Source organism: Ruminococcus sp. MCC718 (genome assembly GCF_018783905.1).
GTDB lineage: Bacteria > Bacillota > Clostridia > Lachnospirales > Lachnospiraceae > Hominisplanchenecus > Hominisplanchenecus faecis.
On record NZ_WQNP01000043.1, the window covers coordinates 25,876 to 52,690 of the forward strand.

20 protein-coding genes are annotated in these 26,815 nt (G+C 46.7%); all 20 read left to right on the forward strand.

The window, feature by feature from the left end; genetic code table 11:
• The first annotated feature begins 2 nt into the window (after positions 1-2).
• The 20 genes from GPK60_RS05695 (at position 3) to ftsZ (ending at position 26,647) form a co-directional block, all read left to right on the forward strand.
• A complete protein-coding gene (locus GPK60_RS05695) occupies positions 3-746 on the forward strand; it encodes a Stp1/IreP family PP2C-type Ser/Thr phosphatase (protein WP_173897692.1) in 744 nt (247 codons plus the stop codon).
• Positions 740-2,803, forward strand: coding sequence for a Stk1 family PASTA domain-containing Ser/Thr kinase (gene pknB / locus GPK60_RS05700; protein WP_022120039.1), 2,064 nt, complete (start codon positions 740-742; stop codon positions 2,801-2,803). The genes GPK60_RS05695 and pknB overlap by 7 nt, the downstream gene beginning before the upstream one ends.
• 24 nt (positions 2,804-2,827) lie before the next feature.
• On the forward strand, positions 2,828-3,706 hold the full coding sequence (rsgA, locus tag GPK60_RS05705; protein WP_022120040.1) for a ribosome small subunit-dependent GTPase A: 879 nt from the start codon (positions 2,828-2,830) through the stop codon (positions 3,704-3,706).
• A 5-nt stretch (positions 3,707-3,711) separates the two neighbouring features.
• On the forward strand, positions 3,712-4,386 hold the full coding sequence (rpe, locus tag GPK60_RS05710; protein ID WP_022120041.1) for a ribulose-phosphate 3-epimerase: 675 nt from the start codon (positions 3,712-3,714) through the stop codon (positions 4,384-4,386).
• A complete protein-coding gene (locus tag GPK60_RS05715) occupies positions 4,383-5,033 on the forward strand; it encodes a thiamine diphosphokinase (protein ID WP_022120042.1) in 651 nt (216 codons plus the stop codon). Before rpe ends, GPK60_RS05715 begins: the two co-directional genes overlap by 4 nt.
• A gap of 156 nt (positions 5,034-5,189) precedes the next feature.
• Positions 5,190-6,287: a redox-regulated ATPase YchF gene (gene ychF / locus GPK60_RS05720; protein WP_022120043.1), complete on the forward strand. Its 1,098-nt coding sequence runs from the start codon at positions 5,190-5,192 to the stop codon at positions 6,285-6,287.
• Positions 6,288-6,311: 24 nt separating this feature from the next.
• On the forward strand, positions 6,312-7,178 hold the full coding sequence (gene lgt / locus GPK60_RS05725) for a prolipoprotein diacylglyceryl transferase (RefSeq protein ID WP_022120044.1): 867 nt from the start codon (positions 6,312-6,314) through the stop codon (positions 7,176-7,178).
• 27 nt (positions 7,179-7,205) lie between these two features.
• A complete protein-coding gene (locus GPK60_RS05730) occupies positions 7,206-7,379 on the forward strand; it encodes a hypothetical protein (RefSeq protein ID WP_022120045.1) in 174 nt (57 codons plus the stop codon).
• Between the two features lie 241 nt (positions 7,380-7,620).
• On the forward strand, positions 7,621-12,543 hold the full coding sequence (locus tag GPK60_RS05735) for a CotH kinase family protein (RefSeq protein WP_215659051.1): 4,923 nt from the start codon (positions 7,621-7,623) through the stop codon (positions 12,541-12,543).
• Positions 12,544-12,850: 307 nt separating this feature from the next.
• On the forward strand, positions 12,851-13,282 hold the full coding sequence (mraZ, locus tag GPK60_RS05740) for a division/cell wall cluster transcriptional repressor MraZ (RefSeq protein WP_022120047.1): 432 nt from the start codon (positions 12,851-12,853) through the stop codon (positions 13,280-13,282).
• Between the two features lie 15 nt (positions 13,283-13,297).
• Complete coding sequence (gene rsmH, locus GPK60_RS05745; protein ID WP_147631159.1) at positions 13,298-14,251, forward strand: 16S rRNA (cytosine(1402)-N(4))-methyltransferase RsmH; 954 nt, start codon at positions 13,298-13,300, stop codon at positions 14,249-14,251.
• A 42-nt stretch (positions 14,252-14,293) separates the two neighbouring features.
• Positions 14,294-14,809, forward strand: a complete 516-nt coding sequence (locus tag GPK60_RS05750; protein WP_022120049.1) for a septum formation initiator family protein — start codon at positions 14,294-14,296, stop codon at positions 14,807-14,809.
• Positions 14,810-14,876: 67 nt separating this feature from the next.
• A complete protein-coding gene (locus tag GPK60_RS05755) occupies positions 14,877-17,210 on the forward strand; it encodes a penicillin-binding transpeptidase domain-containing protein (protein WP_215659052.1) in 2,334 nt (777 codons plus the stop codon).
• Between the two features lie 395 nt (positions 17,211-17,605).
• Positions 17,606-19,324 (forward strand): penicillin-binding transpeptidase domain-containing protein, encoded by a 1,719-nt coding sequence (locus GPK60_RS05760; RefSeq protein WP_346727726.1) that lies wholly within the window; start codon positions 17,606-17,608, stop codon positions 19,322-19,324.
• Between the two features lie 152 nt (positions 19,325-19,476).
• A complete protein-coding gene (gene mraY / locus GPK60_RS05765; RefSeq protein WP_147631319.1) occupies positions 19,477-20,433 on the forward strand; it encodes a phospho-N-acetylmuramoyl-pentapeptide-transferase in 957 nt (318 codons plus the stop codon).
• Positions 20,434-20,539: 106 nt separating this feature from the next.
• Positions 20,540-21,895 carry a UDP-N-acetylmuramoyl-L-alanine--D-glutamate ligase gene (gene murD / locus GPK60_RS05770; RefSeq protein ID WP_215659053.1) on the forward strand — a complete coding sequence of 452 codons (1,356 nt, stop codon included), beginning with the start codon at positions 20,540-20,542 and terminating at the stop codon, positions 21,893-21,895.
• A gap of 24 nt (positions 21,896-21,919) precedes the next feature.
• Entirely contained in the window at positions 21,920-23,014 is a 1,095-nt protein-coding gene (locus GPK60_RS05775; protein ID WP_022118343.1) for a putative peptidoglycan glycosyltransferase FtsW, read from the forward strand.
• Between the two features lie 47 nt (positions 23,015-23,061).
• Complete coding sequence (murA, locus tag GPK60_RS05780; protein WP_215659054.1) at positions 23,062-24,324, forward strand: UDP-N-acetylglucosamine 1-carboxyvinyltransferase; 1,263 nt, start codon at positions 23,062-23,064, stop codon at positions 24,322-24,324.
• A 4-nt stretch (positions 24,325-24,328) separates the two neighbouring features.
• Positions 24,329-25,330 (forward strand): cell division protein FtsQ/DivIB, encoded by a 1,002-nt coding sequence (locus GPK60_RS05785; RefSeq protein ID WP_215659055.1) that lies wholly within the window; start codon positions 24,329-24,331, stop codon positions 25,328-25,330.
• Positions 25,331-25,483: 153 nt separating this feature from the next.
• On the forward strand, positions 25,484-26,647 hold the full coding sequence (gene ftsZ, locus GPK60_RS05790) for a cell division protein FtsZ (RefSeq protein WP_022118339.1): 1,164 nt from the start codon (positions 25,484-25,486) through the stop codon (positions 26,645-26,647).
• Positions 26,648-26,815: the final 168 nt, after the last annotated feature.

Sequence of the window (26,815 nt, forward strand, 5' to 3'; positions counted from 1 at the left end):
GCATGAGATCATGCTGTGTTACAGATGTAGGGCAGAAAAGAACCACGAACCAGGATTTTGTGTTTGCTTCTGACACTCCGGTAGGACCATTGCCGAACCTTCTGATCGTTGCGGACGGTATGGGAGGACATCAGGCAGGCGATATGGCATCCCGCTATGCGGCCGAAGTGATCGTCAGTCATATTAAAAGAAGCAGAGAACGAAATCCGATCCGTGTACTTCGAAGTGCAATTGAAACAGCAAACGAAAGAGTGCTGGAAAAGGCGGCAGAAAACGAAGAACTGAGCGGTATGGGTACGACCGTCGTAGCCGCAACCGTGGTTGAAAATTACCTTTATGTTGCAAATGTAGGAGACAGCAGACTGTATCTGATACGGGATCACATCAGACAGATCACCAGAGACCATTCTCTGGTAGGAGAGATGGTGCGGGCGGGCGAGTTAAGCCCGGAGCAGGCGAGAAATCACCCGAACAAGAATATCATCACCAGAGCAGTCGGTGCAGGACAAAAACTGGAGATTGACTTTTTTGACGAGGACTTAAGAAAAGGAGATATCCTGCTCTTATGTTCCGACGGACTGAGCAACATGGTAGAAGATGAAGAAATTGAAAAAATAATCAAAAGCGGCAGAGAGCTGCCGAAGATCGCCATGGACCTGATTGAACGGGCAAATCGCAATGGCGGCAAGGACAATATCGCGGTTGTACTGGCACAGCCGCTGACAGGTGAGGTGGAGCAATGTTAAAAGAAGGCATGTTTATCCAGGATCGATACGAGATCATCAGCAAGATCGGTTCCGGCGGTATGGCAGATGTATATAAGGCAAAAGACCATACACTGAACCGCTTTGTTGCAGTGAAAGTATTGAAACCTGAATTCCGAAAAGATAAGGGATTTATCACGAAATTCCGTGTGGAGGCACAGTCTGCGGCAGGACTGGCACATCCGAATATTGTAAATGTCTATGATGTAGGTGAGGACAACGGCATCAGTTTCATTGTCATGGAGCTGGTAGAAGGGATCACCTTAAAAGAATATATCGAGAAAAAGGGAAGACTCGCAGTGCGGGAAGCGACCAGCATTGCGATCCAGGTATCGATGGGGCTGCAGGCGGCACACAACAACGGCATCGTCCATCGTGATGTCAAACCGCAGAATATCATCATCTCCACAGATGGAAAAGTAAAAGTCACGGATTTTGGTATCGCAAGAGTGGCGACATCCAATACGATCAGTTCCAATGTTATGGGCTCGGTACACTACAGTTCACCGGAGCAGGCAAGAGGCGGTTACAGTGACTACAAGAGTGACATCTATTCGCTTGGTATCACGATGTATGAGATGCTGACCGGTCATGTACCGTTCGACGGTGACACGACGGTCGCCATTGCACTGAAACATCTGCAGGAGGAGATCCAGTCACCGCGTAAATATGTGCCGGAACTGCCGAAAAGTACGGTACAGATCATCTATAAATGTACGCAGAAAAGCCCGGATCGACGATACAGTGACATGGAAGAGCTGATCAGTGACTTAAAGGAGTCTCTGGTCAACCCGGAAGGTGACTTTGTAAAGATTGCACCGCTTGACAGCCGTGCACATACCGTGATCGTCTCTCAGGATGAGCTGAACAAGATCAAAGAAGGACGCAATGAGATGCAGCAGGCAGAAGAGCCTTATCCTGCAAATCAAGAACCGGTCAATACCGGCATGCCAAATCCTCAGAACCCGCAGAATATGGGAAATCCGCAGAATATGCAGGGCAGAGGACAGCAGTATGCAAACAATGGATATCAGAATCCACAGAATTATGCCGGCGGATATTATCAGCCGGAAGAGCCGCAGGAGCCGGAAGTCAATCCGAAACTGGAGAAATTCATGACGATCGGCAGCATTGTCGTAGGCGTTCTGATCCTGGCAATCTTTCTGGCACTGGTCGGAAGTGCGACCGGATTGTTTGACCTTGGATTTTTGGCAGGCGGAAGCAACAAGAAGCAGACAGAGACAACGACCGCAACTGAGACGACACAGATCTCCGGTCAGGTCGAAGTGCCGAGCATCCTTGGCAAAACAGAAGCAGAGGCAAAAGAAATGCTGGCAGATACTGGTCTTGGGCTTGAGTATGCCGGAGAAGAACCGTCCACCGATTATGACAAGGGTCAGATCATGGCTCAGCAGCCGGCAAAGGGCGAGATGGTTGATAAAAATACGACCATTTCTTACACGGTAAGTACCGGAAGCGACAAGATCACCCTGCCGGATCTGGAGAATGAGTCAGCAGACGATGCGAAAGCAGCACTGGAAAAGCTGGGGCTGAAATGTGACCAGCAGGAAGTGTATGATATTTCCATCGCCCAGGGACATGTCAGTTATACAAGTCCGGGAGCAGGACAGGAAGTTGCCCCGAATTCTACCGTTACACTTTACATCAGCAATGGCGGAGACGGAAGTGTCGACAGTTCCGATCCTGCATCGGACACGGAAACGGATACGGAAACACAGGAGACCGTCAAAGAGACGAAAAAGGAAACGGAATCCAAAGAAACCAGTGCAAAGGCAGAATATTCTACCGATGTAAAGCTTTATGCACCGCAGGACTACAACGATGAGAAAGTCCGCATTGAGCTGGTGCAGGACGGCAAGACAACGACTCTGGTGGACGGAGAAGTGGTTGAGTTCCCGTACAGCCTGAAAATGACATCCGATTCCGGCAGCAGTGCAACTGCGTATGTTTATGTGCTGGATGACGATGGAAATATATTGAAAAAAGTAGAATATGAAGGCGTACCGTTCAGCAAATAGCGGTGTGCAGAATACGGAGTTTTCATGCAGGGAAAGATTATAAAAGGAATTGCCGGGTTTTATTATGTCCATATCGCCGGAAAAGGCGTGTATGAGTGTAAAGCAAAGGGTATTTTTCGAAAAAATAAAATAAAACCGCTGGTCGGAGATGATGTGGTGATCGATATCCTGGACGAAGAAAAAAGAGAAGGAAATATCCGGGATATCCTTGCCAGGAAAAATGCACTGATCCGTCCGGCCGTTGCAAATGTAGATCAGGCGATGGTCATTTTTGCAATCAGCAGGCCGGCTCCGAATCTGAGTCTTCTGGATCGTTTCCTGATCTCAATGGAGCGTCAGAATGTACCAGTCGTTGTCTGTTTTAACAAAAGTGATATTGCAGAGCCGCAAGAGGCGGCAAGACTTCAGGAGATTTATGAAAACTGTGGCTGTCAGGTTCTTTTTACCAGTGTAAAAGAGCAGGCAGGGACAGAACAGATACGAGAGCTTTTGAAAGATAAAACGACCGTTGTTGCCGGCCCGTCCGGTGTCGGCAAGTCATCGATGATCAACTTTCTCTATCCGAAGGCAGAGATGATGGTCGGTGAGATCAGTCAGAAGATCGACCGCGGCAAGCATACAACGCGTCATTCTGAACTGTTCTCCATCGGTGACAACACGTATCTGATGGATACGCCCGGATTCAGTTCGTTGTATCTTACCGATTTTGAAAAAGAAGATTTAAAAGAATATTTCGCAGAGTTTCGAAAATATGAGCCATACTGTCGTTTTCAGGGCTGTATGCATTTGAGTGAACCTGACTGTGGTGTAAAAGAAGCACTGGCAGAAGGAAAGATCAGTTCTATACGCTACGAAAGCTATAAAGAACTGTATGAAGAACTGAAACAAAAAAGGAGGTACTAATTTTTATGAAGTACGAATTATCACCGTCTATTCTTTCCGCAGATTTTGCAAGACTGGGAGAGGAAATAAAGGCAGTTGAGCAGACGGGCGTAAACTATCTTCATATTGATGTGATGGACGGTATGTTTGTACCGAGCATTTCATTTGGATTCCCGATCATCAAATCCATCCGGAAAATGAGCAATATGGTATTTGACGTCCATCTGATGGTAGAACAGCCGGAGCGTTATATCGAAGAGACAGCGGCAAGCGGGGCGGATATCATCACGATCCATGCAGAGGCCTGCAAACATCCGGATCGTGCAATCGAGCAGATCCATCAGCTGGGAAAGAAAGCTGGTATTGCACTGAACCCTTCTACTTCTCTGCATGAGCTGGATTACCTTCTGGAGAAAGTGGACATGGTACTTCTGATGACCGTAAATCCTGGATTTGGAAACCAGAAATACATTCCGTACTGCACCGGAAAGGTGAAAGAGCTGCGTACCATGATCGAAGAGCGGGGACTTCAGACCGATATTGAAGTTGACGGCGGCATCAACGCTGCGACGATCGATGCTGTTTTAGAGGCAGGAGCCAACATCCTGGTAGCCGGATCGGCTGTTTTTGGCAAAGAAACGGCAAAAAATGCAGAAAAATACCGGAAACTGCTGGCAGATTATCAGGAGAATCACAAATGAAGCGAGCAGTGATCATAAGCGGGGGCAAAATTCAGACCGATTTTGCCCTTGCTTTTTTGAGGACACAGACCTGGGATTACGTGATCGGGGCAGATAAGGGAGTGATCTTCTGTCACAAAAATCAAATCATGCCCACACACATTGTCGGAGACTTTGATTCGGCTGGCGAGACGGAATACGAGTATTTTCAGAAAAATACCGACGTTCCGATCAAAAGGCTCAATCCGGTCAAAGATTATACAGACACCGATGTGGCTCTTCGTCTGGCACTGGAACTTGGGGCAGAAGAAATTACGATCCTTGGCGGAACCGGGGCACGCATCGACCATACCGCTGCAAATGTACGGATCCTGTTTCTTGCTCTGCAAAAAGGTGTGCGGGCATATCTTCTGGATGAACACAACAAAATGTGGCTGACGGATCATGCAGTATCCATAAAAAAAGAGGAACAGTTCGGCAAATATCTTTCTTTGTTTGCCATGGGAGGTGCAGTGAAAGATCTGACGCTGCAGGGTGTTTTTTATCCGCTTGATCATTATCTTCTGGAGGGAATGGATCCGCTCTGCGTAAGCAATGAGATCACAGAAGAGGCATGTCGGATCAACTTTTCGGAAGGGGTTCTGTTGGTGATCGAGTCGAAAGACTGATATTCCTGTCGAAAAAGGTCGAATAACGAAGAAAAACAGTAAAATTTTGTCGATGAGTTCTTTTTCTGGGGACTTGCAATCAGGAGGTTTACTGTGTTACACTGTTGGTGCTGATAAAGAGCAAAATGTCATTTACATAAAGAGAGGAAATTACAAATGAAACTTGGTATTGTAGGATTGCCAAACGTAGGAAAAAGTACACTGTTTAATTCTTTAACAAAGGCGGGAGCAGAGTCCGCAAACTATCCGTTCTGTACGATCGACCCGAATGTCGGTATCGTAACCGTTCCGGATGAAAGGCTGAATCTTTTAGCAGATCTGTATCACTCAGCAAAAGTGACACCGGCTGTGATCGAGTTTGTAGATATCGCAGGTCTGGTAAAAGGAGCATCCAAAGGAGAGGGACTTGGAAATCAGTTCCTGGCAAATATCCGTGAGGTTGATGCGATCGTGCATGTTGTCCGCTGCTTTGAGGATACCAATGTGATCCATGTAGACGGAAGCGTAGATCCGACAAGAGATATTGATACGATCAACCTGGAGCTGATCTTTTCTGATATCGAGATCCTGGAGAGAAGGATCGCAAAGAGCAGCAGAGGTGCAAGAAATGATAAGAAGCTTGCAAAAGAAGTGGATTTCCTGCAGAGATTAAAAGCATATCTGGAAGAAGGGAATCTGGCGATCGGATTTGAACTTCAGGATGAGGATGAGGAAGCATGGTTTGCAGAGTACAATCTTCTGACTGCAAAACCGGTGATCTATGCGGCAAACGTATCTGAAGATGATCTGGCAGATGATGGAGCATCCAACGCTTATGTGCAGGCAGTCCGGGATTTTGCAGCTAAGAACGGCAGTGAAGTATTTGTGATCTGTGCACAGATCGAGCAGGAGATTTCTGAACTGGATGAGGATGAAAGAAAAATGTTCCTCGAAGATCTGGGATTAAAAGAGTCCGGACTGGAGAAACTGATCAAAGCAAGCTACAGTCTGTTAGGCCTGATCAGTTACCTGACTGCAGGTGAGACTGAGACAAGAGCCTGGACGATCAAAAAAGGAACAAAGGCACCGCAGGCGGCAGGCAAGATCCATTCCGATTTTGAACGTGGATTCATCCGTGCCGAGGTAGTCAATTATCAGGATCTTCTGGATTGCGGAAGCTATTCTGCAGCAAAAGAAAAAGGACTGGTAGGATTGGAAGGCAAAGATTACGTAGTCAAAGACGGAGATGTTGTTTTGTTCCGCTTCAATGTATAATTGGAAAAATAAAGAGGTGATGTTATGAATACATCCATAAATTTTCCAAATCTTGGGATTCATTTATCAAATGTCGGAAAGTCGATCAGCATCGGTGGCTTTGAGATTGCCTATTACGGTATGATCATCGCATGCGGAATGATTCTGGGTCTGTGCATCGCCATGTGGGTGGCGAAGAAAACAAACCAGAATCCGGATCAGTATTTTGATGTGGCACTCTATGCGATCCCGATCGCACTGATCGGGGCGAGAGCGTATTATGTTATCTTTTCCTGGGATCAGTACAAAGACAATCTGATCCACATTCTGTATTTCCGGGAAGGCGGACTGGCGATATTCGGCGGTGTGATCGCGGCAGTGATTACATTTTATGTATATGTAAAAATAAAAAAACAAAATTTCTGGCTGATGGCAGACACCGCATGTGTCGGGCTGGTTTTGGGACAGATCATCGGTCGCTGGGGCAACTTTTTCAACAGAGAGGCTTTCGGCGGCTATACAAATGGTCTGTTTGCGATGCAGCTGCCACTGAATGCCGTACGCAGTTCCGATGTCACGCAGGAGATGATGGAGCACCTGCAGACGATCGACGGCGTACAGTATATTCAGGTGCACCCGACTTTTTTATACGAAAACCTTTGGAATATTGGCGTTCTGCTGCTGCTGTTGCTTTTTACGAAGCATAAGAAGTTTGACGGCGAGATATTTTTACTTTATCTTGCAGGCTACGGAATCGGAAGATTCTGGATTGAGGGACTCCGTACGGATCAGCTTCTGCTTCCGGGGATCAAACTTCCGGTATCGCAGGTGCTTTCCGCAGTGGTAGCCATTGTCTCCATCGCAGTAATATTGATTCAACGAAAAAGATGCACGGCAAAAAAAACCGTGTAAAAGCACAGAAAGATTGAGGGATGTACGATGAGTAAAATGAACGAAATACGCAGCGAAGTGGAAAAAATCAAAGAAAGTATTGAGTGTGAGCGAAGAAAACTGGATGAGATCATTCTGTCCGGAAACGCCGAAGAGATCTATCGTCAGAATATCAAAGTCGATCAGCTGATCGAGCAGTATATTGACCTGGCTCAGGTGTAAGGATAGCTGAAATGAAAAAGATAAGAAAGGCTGGAATATATAAAAGATATTCCGGCTTTTTTTGTTTGGTGTACGGAAATGTAAGAAAAATTTTCTGTGACCCCAACATCATATAAAATGCCAGGCGAAGTATTTCAGGATATTTTCAGCTAAAATTCACATGACAAACAAAAATACCTGTGGTAGAATGAAAATATTAGTAAAAAACAACAAAGAGAGAGTGAAAAATCAGGAGGTAGAAATGAAAAAAGTACAAAAATTGTTAAGGAGGAGTCTTGCGACCGGGCTGGCATTGGTGATGACCGTTTCCAGTATGACGATCGTTCCGGGATCGTGGCAGGTCCATGCGGCAGAAGCATCGGGGCAGATAGGGATTTCAAATGCAGACGAGCTGAAAAAAATAGGCAAAGACAAGGACTATCCGATGGACGGGGACTATGTGCTCACCGATGATATCGATCTTTCCGGCAGTGACTGGACACCGATCGGAGGAAGCGGCGGCAGTCAGTATGCCCTCGTTTCCGGTGAACGTGTTTTTAACGGTACGTTTGACGGAGCCGGTCATGTGATCTCCGGGCTTACGATCCAGTGTGACGGATCAAACAACAGCGGTTACCGCATCAGTCAGTCCGGACTGTTTGCAATGCTCGGAAGCGATGATGCATCGGATTATGCGGAAGTGAAAAATATTGTATTTACAGATGTATCCATCAGCCATAATCTTGGCGGCGGAGATACGATCGGCACGCTGGCAGCAGATGCCGACGGATTTGTAAAGATCGACAACGTTGCTGTGCTGGGCGGCAGCATCGAAGTGACGGCAAACAACGGCGGTGACCTGATCGGCGTAGGCGGTATCATTGGTCAGTCACGCAATAACACGGCAGGTGTACATATGAGCAACCTTTACAATGCAGCTTCTGTCAATGTGACATCTGCAGTTTCCACACCACCGGTGCGGTGTGGCGGCATCATCGGAAGGATTTATCAGGGTGGTGAGATCGGAAGCCTTACTTCCTGTCTGAATATCGGAACTGTGACATACAAAGGTTCCGGCGGTTATGCGATCAATGGCTACAGCCAGAATACAGCAGCGTCCTCCAACACAGCAAATATTACAGGCTGTTATTATCTGGAAGGCAGCGGAATTGCCTATACGGAGGGCGGTTCCGTCAGTGAAAGTGACCTGAAAAGTGAAGCACTGGCAGAAAAACTTGGCGCGGATTACTGGTATATTTCCAAATCCGGTCAGGTTATGCCAAAAGTTACGGACGGAAAAGTAGTGGTGCCGATCCCGTCACCGACGTTTGCGAACGGTGACAAAGCATCTTCTGTCACCAAAGATTTCACCCTGCCGCTGACTTACGCAGGAGAAGACGGAGAAGAGACGATCAGCTGGAGCAGCAGCAATCCGGATGTGATCACAATAAACGGAAGCAGGGCAGAGGTAAAAGGCGTGCTGGCAGATACCGAAGTGACGCTGACTGCGACCACATCGAAGACACAAAAGACAAAGACGGTCAAAGTAACCGTCAAATCCGATCTGGAGATTGAATTTGACCGGGAGTATGCAAAGCCGGGACAGCTGATGAAAGCTTCTGTAAAAAATGCACCGGCAGATACCGAGTTTACTTATGTATGGCAGAAAGATAAGAGTACTTTATCAGACAGTGATAGTTATACGCCGACAAGTGTGGATCTCAATACCTTTATCACAGTGCGTGCGAGCCTGAAAAGTACCGGAGCGACCGTGGCAGAGAAAAAGATCTACTGCAGCAAACTTCCGGTTGTCTATATCAATACGGAAGATGGATATGGCATTACAAGCAAAGAGACCTACAAACAGGCAACCATGAAGATCCAGGGCAATGACAGCTTTAACAGCACGAACACCACGCTTTATGACGGCGGTATTTCCATCCGCGGTCGTGGAAACAGTACCTGGAATATGGGATATTCCAAACTTCCATATAAGATCAAACTGGATTCCAAAACCAATCTGCTCGGATTTGGCAACAGCAAACACTGGGCACTTCTGGCAAACTATATGGATGAGTCTCTGCTGCGTAACAAGACATCCTACGACCTGTCCGGAAAGATGGGTATGGTCTATCTGAAATCCACCAATGTAGAAGTGATCCTGAACGGTGTCTACGCCGGAAATTATCAGCTGGTAGGAAACGTAAGGATTGATAAATCCAGAGTGAATATCCACAACTGGGAAGATGTGGCAAGTGATGCGGCAAAGGCGATCGCCAAAAAAGAAGGCATCAAGGGTGACGCAAAGGATGCACTGGAAGATTATATGACTGAACATCTGGAATGGATCACCAGCGGAAGCCTCAGTTATAATGGAAAAACTTATCAGATTGAAGATTACTACACAGATCTTCCGAAAGATTCCAGCGGAAAGACAGACGTATCCGGCGGATATCTGTTTGAGCTGGATGCATATTATGACGAAGTCTCAAAATTCCATACAAAGAAAAATCAGCCGATCATGTTCAAAAATCCGGAGTTTGCCAATACGAACACCGAGCTGTTTACAGCGGCGCAGAACTATGTACAGGCTGTCGAGGACAGTATCAATTCCGAGGATTATTATACGACCTACAATGGAGAGAAGAAGCACTACACCGATCTGGTGGATCTGGATTCTCTGGTCCGTTATCTGATGTTAAATGAATTTTACTGGAACACGGAAACCATGAAAAAGAGTACCTACATGTACAAAGACCTCGGCGGAAAGCTCTTTATCGGACCAGTATGGGATATGGACTGGACCTCCAACAGCCAGATCAGTGCCGGAGAGACCAGCAATTACCGGGCATGGATGGTCGTGACAAGGTCGGCAGAAGCACAGGCAAATTCCTGGTATAAGACGCTGATCGGAGATCCGTATTTTGTAACGAAACTTTACGAATGTTACAAAGAAAACCGTCAGAATTTTAAGGACATTGTAAAGACAGGCGGTATCCTGGATCAGCAGAAAGAATATCTGCTGGAATCCGGAAATGCCAATTATCAGGCGGGCTATCTGATGCATCGCTCTACATTTGAGAGTGAAGTGGAACGGCTTCGCACCTTCCTGAAGAACCGTCTGGACTGGATGGATCAGCAGTTCACCAGTGTAGATACGCTGCTTGCTTCTCTTGGAAAGTACAGGGCATCTTCTGCAATCTCTGTGACAGAGACAACTTCAGCAGCAGGAAAAGTACTTCTGACGGCAGAGGTTAAAAACAATAACAGCATCAAAAAAGTCGGCTTCTATGTAAATGGTGTGCTTGGTGCAACCGTGACCGTAGAAAATGGCAAAGCTGTTTTTGAAGTATCCGATGATCTTCTGACCAGGACAGAGGGCGGACTGAACACCGTACAGGTACGAGGCATGGATGCCTCCGGCAATCTGCTTTCCGGCGGATCTTTGAGCAATTATGTTGATTTCACAAAGGCGATCGCCGCAGAAAAACTGACCGGAAAGGTTACGGTCAGCGGAGAAGCAAAGGTCGGTGCCGTTTTAAGTGCTGGCGTACAGGATTCCAATAACAGCGGAACACTGTCTTACCAGTGGATGGCAGACGGAAAAGCAATCGAGGGTGCAAACGGAGAGAACTATACACTGACAGAGGCGGAAATCGGAAAAGTGATCACCGTTGCAGTGACAAGCTCCATAGAAACAGGAAGCCTTGTCAGTGCACCGACCGATGCCGTGATCAAAGAAGAACTGAAAAACGATCATCTGATCATCAATCAGGTATACGGCGGCGGTGCCAATGACAGCACACCGGTAAGCCACAGCTTTATCGAACTTTACAATCCGACGGACAATGCAATCTCACTGGAAGGTTACAGCATCGGATATCTTTCAAACGGCAAGAGTAATACACCGCAGGAAGTAAAACTTGCACTTTTCGGAAGCGTACCGTCCCATACGTCCTATCTGATCCGATGTGAACAGCAGGATACATCCACACCGGATTTGATCAAGTTTACGGTAAGCAAATTTGATCAGGAATGGACGCAGACGATTGACAATAAGAGATATCAGATAACGCTTTATAAAGGGAATAAAGTCGAAGATGCCGTTTCCGTAAACGAAGGAAATGTAGAAGGAAGTGCACTTTCGGACGGTACGATCAGCAAGCAGAAAGCGATCCGCCGTATCGGATTTGCAGATACGAACAACAATACCGCAGACTTTGAGGTAGTCAGCTACAAAGACGATGCCACTGCTGCAACGGAGAAATATCCGAGAAGCCTGGCAGACGGAGCATGGGGCAGCGGTGAGACACCAAAACCGGAAAAATATTATACCGTTACCTTTGATGTGGACGGAGAAAAAGAGAGCGTTTCCGTAAAAGAAGGAGAGAAAGCAAGCGAAAAAGAAGCACCGCAGAAAGAAGGCTATACCTTCCTTGGATGGTATCTGGAAGATCAGAAATATGATTTTGAAACACCGGTTAGCACAGATATTACACTCTGTGCAAAATGGGAGAAGAACGAAACACCAACCCCGGATCCACTTCCGGACATTGATCCAAAGCCAGAACCAAAGCCGGAGCCAAAGCCAGATCCGACCCCGGATTCGAAGCCGACACCTTCAGAAACCATTCATGCTCCGCAGATCGTAAGCGTTAAAAGCATTGCCAAGAAAAAGATGACGGCAGTGCAGATCACCGTTGAGGCAGTACAGGGTGCAACCGGCTATCAGATCTACCGCAAAAAGGGAAGCAAAGTGACGATGATCGGTCAGACATCCGGAACCGTATTCCTGGATCAGAATCCGGTAAGCGGAACGTCTTCCTACTATGCAAAAGCCATCAAAGGCAGTCTGACCGGCAAAGAGGGCAGTGCAAAGAAGATTACACTTCCAAAAGCGACCACAAAAGTGACGGCAAAAGCCAAAACGGACAAAACCGTAGTTCTGAGCTGGAAGAAAGTGAAGGGTGCAACCGGTTATCTGGTATATCGTTCCACAAAGAAAAATGGCAGCTATCAGAGGATCGCAGTGCTGAAAAAAGGAACGAAATGCACATACACCGACAAAAAAGGACTGAAAAAAGGAATGAAATATTATTACCGTATCGTGACAGTGAAAAAGAAAACCTACAGTCCTGCAAAGACAACAAAAGCAGTAAAAATAAAAGCAGCAAAGATAAAATAATAAACTGAGAAATATTTTCAGAACGGCAGAAAGAAAATGACGACTGCTTTTCCGAAAGCCGAAAAAGAATACCGTCGTAATTCGCAAAAGAATACGGCGGTATTCTTTTACGATTGGTGACATATCTGTGACAAACAACGGTGAAAAAAAGCGGAAATGTACAGAAAAAAATAAAAAATAACGCCAAGAAACACTTGCCTTTTTATGTGCTTTGGGATATTATTAACACATAAGTGGTAAAGAATGGTGCATAGTGGTAAAAAATGGAGTGAAAACCACAGCCACAGCACGAAAGAGGGTGTGCCGTATGTTCATGGGCGAATACAATCATACAGTTGATGCCAAAGGCAGACTGATCATCCCTTCCAGATTCAGAGAAGAACTGAAAAATGAGTTTATCGTTACGAAAGGTTTGGATGGATGTTTATTTGTATTTCCGGGAAATGAATGGCAGATCTTTGAAGAAAAATTAAAAGCATTACCGCTTACAAACAAAAATGCACGGCAGTTCTCCCGGTTTTTTGTGGCGGGAGCTACACCATGTGAACTGGACAGGCAGGGGAGAATTCTCTTACCGTTACCGCTGAGAGAATTTGCAGGTCTTGAGAAAGATGTAGTGCTTGCCGGTATGTTAAACAGGATTGAAATATGGAGCAAAACCAAATGGATGGAAAATAATTCCTGCGATAACATGGACGATATTGCAGAGCAGATGTCGGATTTGGGACTTTGCATATAGCCTGGGGAGGACAATATGGAATTTAAACACAAATCTGTACTACTGAAGGAAAGCATTGAAGCTTTGCAGATCAAACCGGACGGCATATACGTGGACGGCACGTTAGGTGGCGGAGGGCATTCTTATGAAATATGCAGACATCTTTCGGATAAAGGAAGGCTGATCGGCATTGATCAGGATGCAGCTGCGATCGAAGCGGCAAAGGAGCGATTAGGGGAGTTTGGAGATAAAGTTACTATTATTCGCAGCAATTACTGCAATATGGTAAAGGAACTGAAAAGCATTGGCATTTCATCGGCAGATGGGATTATTTTGGATCTCGGGGTATCCTCCTACCAGTTGGATACGGCTGAGCGGGGATTTACATACCGCGAAGACGCACCGCTTGACATGAGGATGGATCAGCGTCAGGATATGACCGCAAAAGATATTGTGAATGGATACAGCGAGATGGAGCTGTACCGTATCATCCGCGATTACGGCGAAGAGAAGTTCGCAAAAAACATCGCGAAGCACATTGTAAATGCAAGGCAGCAGAAAGAAATTGAAACAACTGGGGAGTTAATTCAAATCATAAAAGCAGCCATACCTATGAAAGTCCGAGCAGTAGGCGGACACCCGGCCAAAAAGACCTTTCAGGCAATTCGAATCGAACTGAACAGAGAACTGGAAGTTTTAAGGGATTCGCTGGACAGCATGATCGATTTTTTGAATGACGGAGGAAGGATCTGTGTGATCACATTCCATTCGCTGGAAGATCGAATCGTAAAAAACAACTTCAGAAAAAATGAAAATCCGTGTATATGTCCAAGGGAGTTTCCTGTCTGCGTATGCGGCAGGAAATCCAAGGGCTTTGTGGTCACCAGAAAGCCGATTATACCGGGTGAGGAAGAACTGACATATAATAAACGAGCAAAAAGCTCCAAACTTCGTGTTTTCGAAAGAAGACGGGAGGAAGAGGAGTCATGAAACAGGTAAACAGAGACAAATGTAAGAGACAGGAGGGTCGATATGGCAGAGAGAAATTATCGCAGAGATGATAACATAAGACAGACAGGTCGATATGCTTATATTGATGGCAGTACCGTTCGCAAATTACAGACTCGCCCTGTACCGGAAAAGAGAGAAACCGAGAGAAGACAGGAACAGCCGCGACGCAGAAAACGGACGAGTGCCAAAACAAGACGCAACCGTGCACGTGCACTGCAGATGCATCTGCGTGACGTTATCTTTCTTGGAATTGCAGGAATGATCGTGGTTGTTTCATGCATCAACTTTCTTCAGAAACAGGCATTGAATACATCCTATCGTAATCAGGTGGCGACACAGGAGGCCAAGCTTGCAGATCTCAAAGAACGCAATGATGCTGCCTATGAAAGTGCACTGAAGTCCGTAGATCTGGAGACGATCCGCAATATTGCCATCAACAAACTGGGTATGGTTTATGCCGGAGAAGAACAGGTGAAAACTTACGATGACAAGAGCAGCGACTATGTAAGACAGTACAGTGATGTTCCGACAGAGTGAGTAATCAGACAGGTGGTATAAAGTGGCAGAAAAGAAAAGAAAAAAAAGAAAGCACTTTTCAAAACTAATGCAGAAAAAACTGGTGGGAAGTTTTGCATTAGTTTTGTTTGTGTTACTGGGATTAAATTTAAGAATTGTATATATTACAGCCAAAAACGGCGATAACTATGCAAAACAGGTGCTGTCACAGAAACAGTATGACAGCAGAACGATCCCATACAAACGCGGAGAGATCCAGGATCGCAATGGAAATGTGTTTGCAAAAAGTGAAAAGGTCTATAATGTCATTCTCGACTGTGTAGCGGTAAACGGTGGTGATGAAGAAGAACAGGCAAAGCTGAAAGAGCAGGAAATTGATTACATTGAACCGACGATCGATGCACTTGTGAAAACATTAGGTCTGGATGAAGCAGAGCTTCGTTCACTGATCACTGATCCGGCAACATCCGGTAGTCGTTATCAGGTTCTGAAAAAGGGCATTTCTCTGGAAGAAAAGCAGACATTTGAGGACTATACGGAGATCGATTCTGAAAAGGAGTACACCAAGACAGACCTTGCAAGGCGGCGGTGTGTTCAGGGTGTCTGGTTTGAAGAAGATTACGTCCGGGATTATCCGCTGAAAACACTTGCGAGCAATGTGATCGGAGTCGGAAGCAATTCCGGCGGTGCAAGCGGGCTGGAATCTTACTACACAGATGTCTTGAGCGGGACAGACGGCAGAGAGTTCGGTTATCTGGATGAGAACTCCGACCTGCAGAGGACGATCGTTGAACCGACCAATGGAAATACAATCGTTTCCACCCTGGATATCAACATCCAGCAGGTTGTGGAAAAGTACATCGCTGAATTTGATGCAGAGTACGGCAAAGATGCCGAGGACGGCAAAGGTGCGAAAAACATCGGTGTCATCGTCGGAAATCCGCAGAACGGCGAGATTTATGCGATGGCGAGCAACCACGGATTTGACCTCACGGATCCGGACGATTTAAGCGACAAGTATACGGACGCAGAGCTGAAATCCATGACAGAGGAAGAAAAATCAGATGCTCTGAATGAGAAATGGTACAATTACTGCGTATCCGAAAGTTTTGAGCCTGGCTCTACGTTTAAACCGATCGTGGTAGCATCGGCACTGGAGATGGGTGCGATCACGACAGATGCTACCTACGTCTGTGACGGTGGAGAATTTGTCACCGATACAGAAATCAAATGTGATAATATTTACGGTCATGGAGATGAGACGTTAAGTGATGTTATCAAAAATTCCTGTAACGATGCGATGATGCAGATCGGAATGAAAATGCAGATCACACCATTCCTGAAATACCAGAGACTGTTTAATTTCGGAAGCCGGACAGGGATCGACCTTCCGAACGAAAGTACCGGTGTACTGTATGACAGGGACAGCATGCACGAGGTAGAGCTGGCGACCAATACCTTCGGTCAGACTTTTACCAGCACGATGATCCAGGAATATGCGGCATTTAATGCAGTGGTAAACGGCGGATATTATTATGAGCCGCATATGGTAAAGCAGATCCTGGATGATAACAGCGGAGTGGTAAAGAATATCAATCCGGTCCTTCTGCGTCAGCCGGTATCCACGAAAAATGCAGATTTTGTGTTAAGTGCCATGGAGCAGACTGTTCTGGATGGTACCGGAAAAAAAGCAAGAGTGCCGGGCTACCGTGTGGCAGGTAAAACAGGTACTGCAGAGAAGATCAATCCGGAGACCGGAACACGTTGGGAAGGAAAATATCTGGTATCTTTCATCGGATGTGCACCGGTGGATGATCCGCAGCTTACAGTGTATGTTGTTGTCGATGAGCCAAACGTTGAAAATCAGGAAACTGGTGGTTACTCTATGATCATTTCCAGAAAGATCATGATGGAAGTGCTTCCGTATCTGAACATTCCACAGACGGAAGAGATCACAGATGAGTTGCTTCAGGAGCTGGAACTGACCAGAGAAGATGTGGAAAACGGAAGAAACGCAGCTCTGATCAAAGAAAAATCAGAGACAACGGAGACAGATGAATACGGAAATGTCATCTCTTCCGGAACGACCGCTGAGACGGACGAGTACGGAAATGTCATCTCTTCCGGTACGACCGCTGAAACGGACGAGTACGGAAATGTCATTTCCTCTGGAACGACATCCGGCAGTACATCCTCTGCGACAGGCACAACCGATGCTCAGACATCACAGACGGATGCTTATGGAAATGTGATCAGTGGCAGCGATTCCACGACGCAGGGTACGACGGACGATGAGGGATCGGCGTTTAATTCAAATATACCGGCTCCGCTCCAGTCACAGGACAGTGGTGACGGCGTGAGTACGCAGGACTGGATCACCAACGAAAAGCTTGGTATTGATGAAAATAATAACAGTTATTAGTCAAATGGATATTCGCAATTGAAGCAGGGGACTTCCTTGATTTGGTTAAGATATAAAGATGTGGGTGTCAAAAGTCCTCAACTATGATGCCTACGGATTGTTCCGTGCGTTGCACTCCCACAATCCTCTCCAGTATTCGCATATCGTGGGATTATCATCCCACTTTTATGCTCATATCTGGGCGGGTCCCAAGGTCTTTCATCCACTTATGAGCAAGCTCATGTGGATTTAGACCTTTTGACCCTGGCATCATATAAAGAATTTGCAGTTTTAACCTCACAGAAGCAGCGATATAATAATAGAAAGCTTTTGTGAGGTTTTTTGTATTGTTTGTAAAGATCAAAACATTTCACCGCAAAAAGATCGTGGCTGTTTTTGCACTGTGCATGGCGGCGATGCTTTTTCTGATTGGGCGGCTGGGGTATCTGATGCTGCTTCGGGCAGATTATTACAGCGAAAAAGCACAGGATCTCCATGAGAGGGAGCGAAGTATCAAAGCGGCCCGCGGAAAAATTCTGGACTGCAACGGAAAAGTGCTGGCAGATAATAAGACGGTATGTACGATTTCTGTGATCCACAGTCAGATCAAAGAGCCGGAAAAAGTGATCGATGTGCTGACAGAAGAACTGGGGCTGGAGCGTGACCAGGTCAAGAAACGCGTGGAAAAGAACAGTTCCATTGAGCGGATCAAAACGAATGTGGATAAACAGACCGGGGATAAAATAAGAGAATACGATCTAACTGGCGTGAAAGTGGATGAAGACTATAAGAGAAATTATCCATATGGAAATCTGGCTTCCAAAGTGCTTGGATTTACCGGAAGTGACAATCAGGGGATCGTGGGACTGGAAGTCAAATATGAGAGCATCTTAAAAGGAACAGACGGGCAGATTCTGACCATGACGGATGCTAGAGGTGTGGAATTATCCGACACCGGAGAAGGAAGAAAAGAGCCGGTTTCCGGGAAAAATCTAATCTTAAGCCTGGATGCAAACCTGCAGGAGTATGCACAGCAGGCGGCTTACCAGGCACTGGAACAGAAACAGGCAGACAGCGTCTCCATTATTCTGATGCGGCCCGGGAACGGGGAGATCCTGGCGATGGTAAATGTACCGGAATACGATCTGAATGATCCGTTTAACCTGAAAAAAAGTACGAATGGCATGTCACAGCAGGAAATTCAGGATGAAAGAAACAAAATGTGGCGAAATGGCTGCATCAACGACACGTATGAGCCGGGTTCGACATTTAAGATCATAACGGCATCGGCAGCTCTGGAAGAGGGCGTTGTAACACCGGAAGATACTTTCAGCTGTCCCGGATTTCGGATTGTCGATGACAGGAGGATACGCTGCCATAAAACGACCGGTCATGGAAGTGAGACGTTTGTGCAGGGGGTCATGAATTCCTGCAATCCGGTTTTTATTGAAGTGGGACAGCGGCTGGGGACAGATGCTTTTTACAGGTATTTTCAGCAGTTCGGTCTGCTCGAAAAGACTGGGATTGATCTTCCGGGAGAGGCAGGGACGATCATGCATCAGAAAAAGGATATCGGGCCGGTGGAACTGGCAACGATCTCGTTCGGACAGTCCTTTCAGATCACGCCGATCCGTCTGGCGGCAACGGTGTGTTCCCTGATCAATGGCGGCCATCAGATCACGCCGCATTTTGGGGTGGAAGTGCGGGAAGATGACGGTACTTTGCTGGAAACACTTTCTTATAAGGAAGGAAAACAGATCGTATCGGAGCAGGTTTCCAAGACAATGAGGACGATTCTCGAAAAAGTCGTTTCCGAAGGAGGCGGCAAAAAGGCCTATATCGAAGGATATCATATAGGAGGAAAGACAGCGACTTCCGAGACACTGCCGCGAAGTGCAAATAAATACATTTCCTCTTTTCTTGGATTTGTTCCGGCAGAAGATCCCAGGATCCTTGGAATCTGTATTATAAACAATCCGCAGGGCGTATATTATGGAGGAACGATCTGTGCCCCGGTCATGCGGACGGTTTTTGAAAATATTCTGCCTTATCTCGGAATCGAAAAAGAAGCTGCACAGGAAACGGATGCGGTCAGAACAATGGATCAAGTCGAATATTTGCTGTCTGCTGAATAAAACAGAAGGGGAGTCTTTTCCGACTAAGATAAAACAGTTGCGAAAAAAGAGGAAAAGTTTTATACTAGCATAGAGTTATGCGTCGCAGACAAGCGGCCTGACAACCAGAAAACGAGGCCGCCGTTATGCGGCAGCAGGAGGTAAATATGAAAATAAGTACAGAAGTAATCATTGCATTGCTGGCATCCTTTGCAATCAGTGTCGTCTTGAGTCCGATCATTATCCCATTCCTGAAAAGACTGAAGATCGGTCAGACGGAACGAACCGAAGGTGTACAGTCCCATCTTGAAAAAGCAGGCACGCCGACTATGGGAGGACTGATCATTCTGATCAGTGTGCTGGTCACCTCTCTTTTCTTTGTCCGCAGATATCCGAACATCATCCCGGTTCTGTTTCTGACACTGGGTTTTGGTATCATCGGATTTCTGGATGATTATCTGAAAGTTGTGCTTCGAAGATCCGACGGTCTGCTTCCGAAGCAGAAAATGCTCGGACAGATCATTGTTACGACCATTTTTCTGGCGTATATCCTGATCGTGGACAAAAGTTTCCTGACGATGAGGATCCCGTTCAGCGATCAGTATTTTGACTGCAAATGGATCACGGTTCCGCTGGTTTATCTGGCAGTGATCGGAACAGTCAACGGAGTCAACTTTACCGATGGACTTGACGGACTGGCAACAGGCGTTACGACAATGGTCGCTGTATTCTTTACTGCTGTATCCATCGGGCTTGGCGGCGGCATTGAGCCAATCACGGCAGCGGTTACCGGTGCACTGCTCGGATTTCTGTTATTTAACGTCTATCCGGCACAGGTATTTATGGGAGATACCGGATCTCTGGCACTTGGAGGATTTGTGGCAGGTGCAGCCTATGTGCTGAAAATGCCGTGGATCATCCTGGTTGTCGGACTGATCTATCTGGTGGAGGTACTCTCTGTTATGATCCAGGTCACCTACTTTAAGAAGACCGGCGGAAAACGATTCTTTAAGATGGCCCCGATTCATCATCATTTTGAGCTTTGTGGCTGGTCTGAGACCAGAGTTGTGGCAGTCTTTACCGTTGTGACAGCACTGTTGTGCTTGCTGGGACTCGTTCTGGTATCATAAACAGATATCAAGGTGGAGTATTAAGCCATAGCAAGACATCATAGCTTCAGGTTTTTAATTCTGACAGCATAGTATAAGATACGAACATCGAGGAGGAGAATAGAAGATGGATTTTAAAGATAAAAAGGTCCTGGTATTCGGAAGCGGCATCAGCGGCATCGGAGCCTGTGAGCTTCTGGAAAAAAGCGGTGCAACTGTGATTTTGTTTGATGGCAATGAAAAGCTTCACGAGGAAGCAATCCGCATGAAACTGCCTTCCGCAAGCAAGGCACAGATCCTGATCGGGCAGATCAGTGATGAGCAGTTAAAAGAGCTGGATCTTGTGGTATTAAGTCCTGGTGTACCGACAGATCTGCCGGTGGTAGAAAAAATGAAAGCAGCCGGCATCCGCATCTGGGGTGAAGTAGAGCTGGCATATGAAAACGCAAAAGGCGATGTTCTGGCGATCACCGGCACGAACGGAAAGACGACAACAACCAGCCTTTTAGGTGAGATCATGAAATGCTGGAAAGAGAGCGTTTATGTCGTTGGAAACATTGGAAATCCTTATACGCAGGCAGCTCCGAAGATGACAGAAGAAAGTGTGACCGTTGCGGAGATCAGCAGTTTTCAGCTGGAGACGATCGATCAGTTCCATCCCAAGGTAAGTGCGATCTTAAATATCACACCGGATCATCTGAACCGCCATCATACCATGGAAGAGTACATAAGAGTCAAAGAGCTCATCACCAAAAATCAGACATCCGAAGATACCTGTGTCCTCAACTACGAAGATCCAATCCTGCGTGCATTTGGAGAAAATCTTCAGATCAGGGTATTATTTTTCAGCAGTGAGCGTAAACTGAAACAGGGACTTTATCTGGAAGATGAGACGATCTGGTATGCAGATGAGAGTCAGAAACTTGCAATCTGCAAAACACAGGATTTAAATATCGTCGGCAAACATAACTACGAAAACGTAATGGCAGCAGCCGGCATGGCATTATCTTACGGCGTTCCGCTTGAAAAGATCCAGGAAGCAGTAAAAGCATTCCAGGCAGTAGAACACCGCATTGAGTTTGTGACAGAGAAAAACGGTGTTGTTTATTACAACGATTCCAAAGGAACCAATCCGGATGCGGCGATCAAAGGCATCCAGGCGATGTCACGCCCGACTCTGCTGATCGGAGGCGGATATGACAAAGGCTCCGATTACACGGAATGGATTCAGTCTTTTGACGGCAAAGTAAAATATCTGGTACTGCTCGGTGTTACAAAAGAAAAAATTGCAGAAACAGCACGTAAGTGTGGATTTGATAACATCATCATGACAGAAAACCTAGAAGAAGCCGTCAAAGTTTGTGCAGAAAATGCAGAAAGCGGCGATGCCGTACTTCTTTCACCGGCATGTGCGAGCTGGGATATGTTCCCAAGCTATGAAGTCCGCGGGAGAAGATTCAAAGAATTAGTAAGAAATTTATAATACGGGAATGCAGGGAGTGATGCAATGAGAACAAAATCCGGCAGAGGAGATGTACTGCTGGTATGCATGGTGCTGTTTCTTGTTGTTTTTGGGCTGGCAGTGTTATACAGCACCGGTTCCTACAATGGGAGTGTCCGCTTCGGAGATGCTTTTTATTATATGAAAAAGCAGTTTTTTGCAGCGGCACTCGGGATGCTTGCCATGTACCTGATCAGCTGTATGGATTACCATATTTTTGAAAAATATGCCATCGCAGCCTATCTGATCTCCCTTGCATTATCCACCCTGGTATTATTTGCGGGCAATGCTTACAACGGTTCCAGAAGATGGCTCTCACTTGGTCCTCTTTCCTTTCAGCCGTCCGAGTTTGCCAAACTTGCCGTGATTCTGTTTCTGGCAAGAATGGTCGGAAGACAGAAGAAAAAAAGGAACAGTTTTCTGAACCTGGTGTTTGTGATTGCTCTGGTACTGCCGATCGTGGCACTGGTAGGGACGAACAACTTAAGTACGGCGATCATCATTCTCGGCATCGCAGTGATCGTAGTGTTTGTATCGGACAAAAGATATATGCAGTTTGTGTGGATCGCGGCGGCCGGAGCAGGTATGATGGCGTTGTTCCTTGGGATGGAGTCTTACCGCCTGGAGAGGATCGCCATCTGGAAGAATCCGGAGGCTTACGAAAAGGGCTATCAGACAATCCAGGGACTTTATGCGATCGGTTCCGGCGGACTGTTCGGCAGAGGATTCGGCGAGAGCATCCAGAAGCTCGGATTCGTGCCGGAGGCACAGAATGATATGATCTTTTCAATCATCTGCGAAGAACTTGGATTTGTCGGTGCCACGATCCTGATGCTTGTTTTTCTGGTGCTGATCTGGAGGTTTATGGTGATTGCTGTACATGCACCGGATCTTTTCGGGTCACTGATCGCGGCGGGAGCCATGGGGCACATCGCGATCCAGGTGATTTTAAATGTAGCCGTTGTGACAAACACGATTCCGAATACCGGGATCACACTTCCGTTTATCAGTTATGGAGGTACTTCCGTTTTGTTTCTGCTCTCGGAGATGGGGCTGGTTTTGGCAGTCAGCCGGTGGCAAAGCGAGAAAAAGTGCATATGATAATTTTATAGAAGCAATTTCCAGATTGAGTAAGCGGAGGGGTTTGGGTGGAATACTTTGAAATAACAGGTGGAACACCTCTGCACGGAAGTATCACACTTCAGGGTTCCAAAAATGCGGCCCTGCCTTTGATGGCGGCATCCATTCTGCATCCGGGCAGGACGACGCTGCATCATGTTCCGGCGATTCGTGATGTTGATGTGATGATTGAAATACTGGAGAATATCGGCTGTACGGTACAGAAAGACAAAGGGACGCTGATCATAGATGCTGCAAAAGCAGAACATTTTGAGGTCGCAGCATCGCTCGGCGAGCGGATGCGTTCCACGATCATTCTGCTCGGATCGATGCTTGGAAGAGCCGGGAGGGCGAAAATGCCGTTTCCGGGAGGCTGTATCATCGGGATGCGGCCGATCGACATCCATATCACCTCCCTTGGAAAGATGGGAGCTGTCTTTGAAGAGACAGACGGCATGCTCTGTGCAGAGACAGACGGCCTTTGCGGGACCAGGATTCATCTTCGTTTTCCAAGTGTCGGTGCCACGGAAAATGTCATTCTTGCGGCTGTTTATGCCAGAGGGCGTACCCGGATTGAAAACTGTGCAAAAGAACCGGAAATTGCAGAACTTTGCAGATTTCTGCGTGAAAAAGGTGCAAAGATCGAAGGAGAGGGAACTTCCTGTATCCTGGTAGAAGGAGTCAGCCATCTGAGGGACAGCACCTACACGCTGATGCCGGATCGGATCGTGGCAGGCACCTATCTGTTTGCAGCGGCAGCGACCAGAGGCGAGATTTGTCTGGAAGGGATGCGTCCATCCGATATGGAGTCCGTCCTGGATGTGCTTGGCAGGATGGGTGCAGTGTATGAGAACAGGGAAGATGGATTTTACCTGGATGGAAGAAAAGCGATAAATCCGCTTCCTGTGGTCTGTACAGAGACGTATCCCGGTTTTCCGACGGATCTGCAGTCCCAGCTGCTTGCAACGCTCTGCGTGGCCAGGGGCAGAAGCGTGATTCGGGAGTGTATTTTTGAAGAACGCTTCCGAATTGCACCGTGGCTGAACCGGATGGGGGCGGATGTGACCACAGACGGCAGGGAAGCTGTGATCGAAGGAAAGGCACATCTGTCCGGACAGATGGTGAAAGCCCAAGAGCTGCGAGGCGGTGCGGCACTTGTGATCGCTGCTCTGATGGCACAGGGGATCACCCGCGTATACGGAAGTGCTTTTATCGAACGCGGATATGAAGATCTGGCAGGAGATTTAAGAAAGCTTGGAGCGGTTATTTCGAAGAAAAAAGCAGAAAGGTGAAACTGTGAAGAACAAAAAGAAGAACAGAAGAAAGCAAAGAAGAAAAGTGATCTTGATTCTGCTGGCCGTGCTGGTGCTTGGTCTGGTGGTGATTTTTGGGCTGTTTCGGGTGCGGAAACTGGTAATTTCAGGAAATAAGCAATATAAAGCGGAGGAGATACAGGAGGCCATCATGCAGGATGGTCTCTGCAAGAATTCACTTTATCTGCTCTGGAAATTCAGCGATCAGGCAAAAGTAAAGGAGTCCATTCCGTTCCTGAACGGAGCAGAGGCAAAGCTGAGAACACCATTTGAAGTGCAGGTGACCGTAAAAGAAAAACAGCAGATCGGATATCTCCTGAATCAGGGAAGCTATATTTATTTCGATAAAGACGGCATGATCGTGGAGATCTCGGATCAGCCAAGCGAAGATGTTCCACTGATCACCGGGCTGGATGTTGAAAAAGCAGAACTATATGAAAAACTTCCGGTGAAGGATGAAGGAATGTACAATACGATCGTAACTCTGACCAAGACACTGAACAAAGACGGTCTGGTACCAAATGAGATCCGTTTTAATACAAGAGATACGATCACACTGGTGTTCGAGGATATCAAGGTCAACCTTGGAGATGATACGGATCTGGAGGACAAGATGTCGGCACTCAACTCCATATACGCACAGCTTGACGGCAGACATGGAACACTGTACATGGAATCCTACAGTGAAAACAGCGGACAGGTGACCTTTAAAAACGAGAGCGGCGGTACGGAAGATCTGGCCTCGACTGACGGAAGCAGCGAGTCTGAAACTTCCACGCAGGAAACACAGGAAGGCGGAGGCAGAATGTACTCAAAAACAGACGGTACTTTTTCGACCGATGCCGATGGAAACAAGACCTATACCGATGCTGCCGGAGTAACGACGACGCAGTGTGATGAGTATAATTATACCGATGAAAATGGCAATATTATTACCGATGGATACGGCTATATTGATCCATATACAGGTTCTTACATCAATTAGTGACACGGATGATGGGAATATTGCACAGTTCCGGCCGTGGTTCGATGGGCGAAACTAGCTTTTTAATAAGAAATTTTAAAATTGTCTTGATTATTTGGGCAAATAACTATATTATAGAAGAATAGAGATGCATATGCGAAGGAGGAAATACCCTTGTTAGAAATTATGACAAACGAAGCTGAGTCTGCGGCTAAGATCATCGTAATCGGTGTGGGCGGTGCAGGCAATAACGCTGTGAATAGAATGGTTGATGAAGCGATCGCAGGTGTAGAATTTATTGGTGTCAATACCGATAAGCAGGCACTGCAGCTTTGCAAAGCACCGAACACAATTCAGATCGGTGAAAAAGTAACAAAAGGACTTGGTGCAGGTGCACAGCCGGAGGTTGGCCGTCAGGCAGCCGAAGAAAGCTCCGAAGAGCTCAGACAGGCTATGCAGGGTGCAGACATGGTATTCGTTACCTGTGGTATGGGCGGCGGTACCGGAACAGGTGCTTCCCCGGTAGTTGCAGGTATTGCAAAAGAGATGGGCATCCTGACTGTCGGCGTTGTGACAAAACCTTTCCGTTTTGAAGCAAGAACCCGCATGAATAACGCACTTGCAGGTATTGAAAACCTCAAGAAAAATGTAGATACACTGATCGTAATTCCAAATGACAAGCTGCTTGAAATCGTAGACCGCCGTACCACGATGCCGGAAGCTCTCAAGAAAGCAGACGAGGTTCTGCAGCAGGCAGTACAGGGTATTACCGACCTGATCAACCTTCCGGCACTGATTAATCTGGATTTTGCCGATGTACAGACGGTTATGACAGACAAGGGTATCGCACATATCGGTATCGGACATGCAAAAGGAGACGACAAAGCACTCGAAGCAGTCAAACAGGCAGTGGCCAGCCCGCTTCTGGAGACTACGATCGAAGGTGCATCCCACGTTATCATCAATATTTCAGGAGATATTTCTCTTATGGATGCAAACGATGCAGCAAGCTATGTACAGGAGCTTGCCGGTGATGATGCAAACATTATCTTTGGTGCTATGTATGATGATACTTACACAGACGAAGCAAGCATCACCGTGATTGCTACCGGTCTGGATTCTTCTACCGCAACACAGCCGACAGTAAACAGCAGAAAAGTATCACAGGACAGCCGCAATGAACAGCCACAGTCCAGTCTTTTCCAGAGAACGATCGGAAGTGCTACACAGGCCGGCAGACAGGCGGGCACAGCTCCGTCAAACGGAAAACTGCGCACACCTTCCAGTAATGTACAGGAAAGAGACATTCAGATTCCGGATTTCCTGAGAAGAAGATAATTTTTTTAAATCGATCAATAAGATTTTATATGCGAAAGCTTAAAAGACCGTTTCCAAATGGATTCCATTTGGAAACGGTCTTTTTGTGAGTGCGCCTAGCGGCGCACGTTTCTAACGGGTTAAAGTCCCGAATCCGCCCGGTAGTGGGAAGGATATAGCCGAAGGCAA

Bases quoted from the DNA above. Each gene is read 5' to 3' on its own strand.
- GPK60_RS05735 (WP_215659051.1), top strand. From the start codon at position 7,621: ATGAAAAAAGTACAAAAATTGTTAAGGAGGAGTCTTGCGACCGGGCTG.
- GPK60_RS05755 (WP_215659052.1), top strand. From the start codon at position 14,877: ATGCAGAAAAAACTGGTGGGAAGTTTTGCATTAGTTTTGTTTGTGTTA.
- rsmH (WP_147631159.1), top strand. From the start codon at position 13,298: ATGGAATTTAAACACAAATCTGTACTACTGAAGGAAAGCATTGAAGCT.
- GPK60_RS05715 (WP_022120042.1), top strand. From the start codon at position 4,383: ATGAAGCGAGCAGTGATCATAAGCGGGGGCAAAATTCAGACCGATTTT.
- GPK60_RS05760 (WP_346727726.1), top strand. From the start codon at position 17,606: ATGCTTTTTCTGATTGGGCGGCTGGGGTATCTGATGCTGCTTCGGGCA.
- ychF (WP_022120043.1), top strand. From the start codon at position 5,190: ATGAAACTTGGTATTGTAGGATTGCCAAACGTAGGAAAAAGTACACTG.
- pknB (WP_022120039.1), top strand. From the start codon at position 740: ATGTTAAAAGAAGGCATGTTTATCCAGGATCGATACGAGATCATCAGC.
- GPK60_RS05775 (WP_022118343.1), top strand. From the start codon at position 21,920: ATGAGAACAAAATCCGGCAGAGGAGATGTACTGCTGGTATGCATGGTG.
- GPK60_RS05730 (WP_022120045.1), top strand. From the start codon at position 7,206: ATGAGTAAAATGAACGAAATACGCAGCGAAGTGGAAAAAATCAAAGAA.
- lgt (WP_022120044.1), top strand. From the start codon at position 6,312: ATGAATACATCCATAAATTTTCCAAATCTTGGGATTCATTTATCAAAT.
- rsgA (WP_022120040.1), top strand. From the start codon at position 2,828: ATGCAGGGAAAGATTATAAAAGGAATTGCCGGGTTTTATTATGTCCAT.
- mraZ (WP_022120047.1), top strand. From the start codon at position 12,851: ATGTTCATGGGCGAATACAATCATACAGTTGATGCCAAAGGCAGACTG.
- GPK60_RS05695 (WP_173897692.1), top strand. From the start codon at position 3: ATGAGATCATGCTGTGTTACAGATGTAGGGCAGAAAAGAACCACGAAC.
- murD (WP_215659053.1), top strand. From the start codon at position 20,540: ATGGATTTTAAAGATAAAAAGGTCCTGGTATTCGGAAGCGGCATCAGC.
- rpe (WP_022120041.1), top strand. From the start codon at position 3,712: ATGAAGTACGAATTATCACCGTCTATTCTTTCCGCAGATTTTGCAAGA.
- GPK60_RS05750 (WP_022120049.1), top strand. From the start codon at position 14,294: ATGGCAGAGAGAAATTATCGCAGAGATGATAACATAAGACAGACAGGT.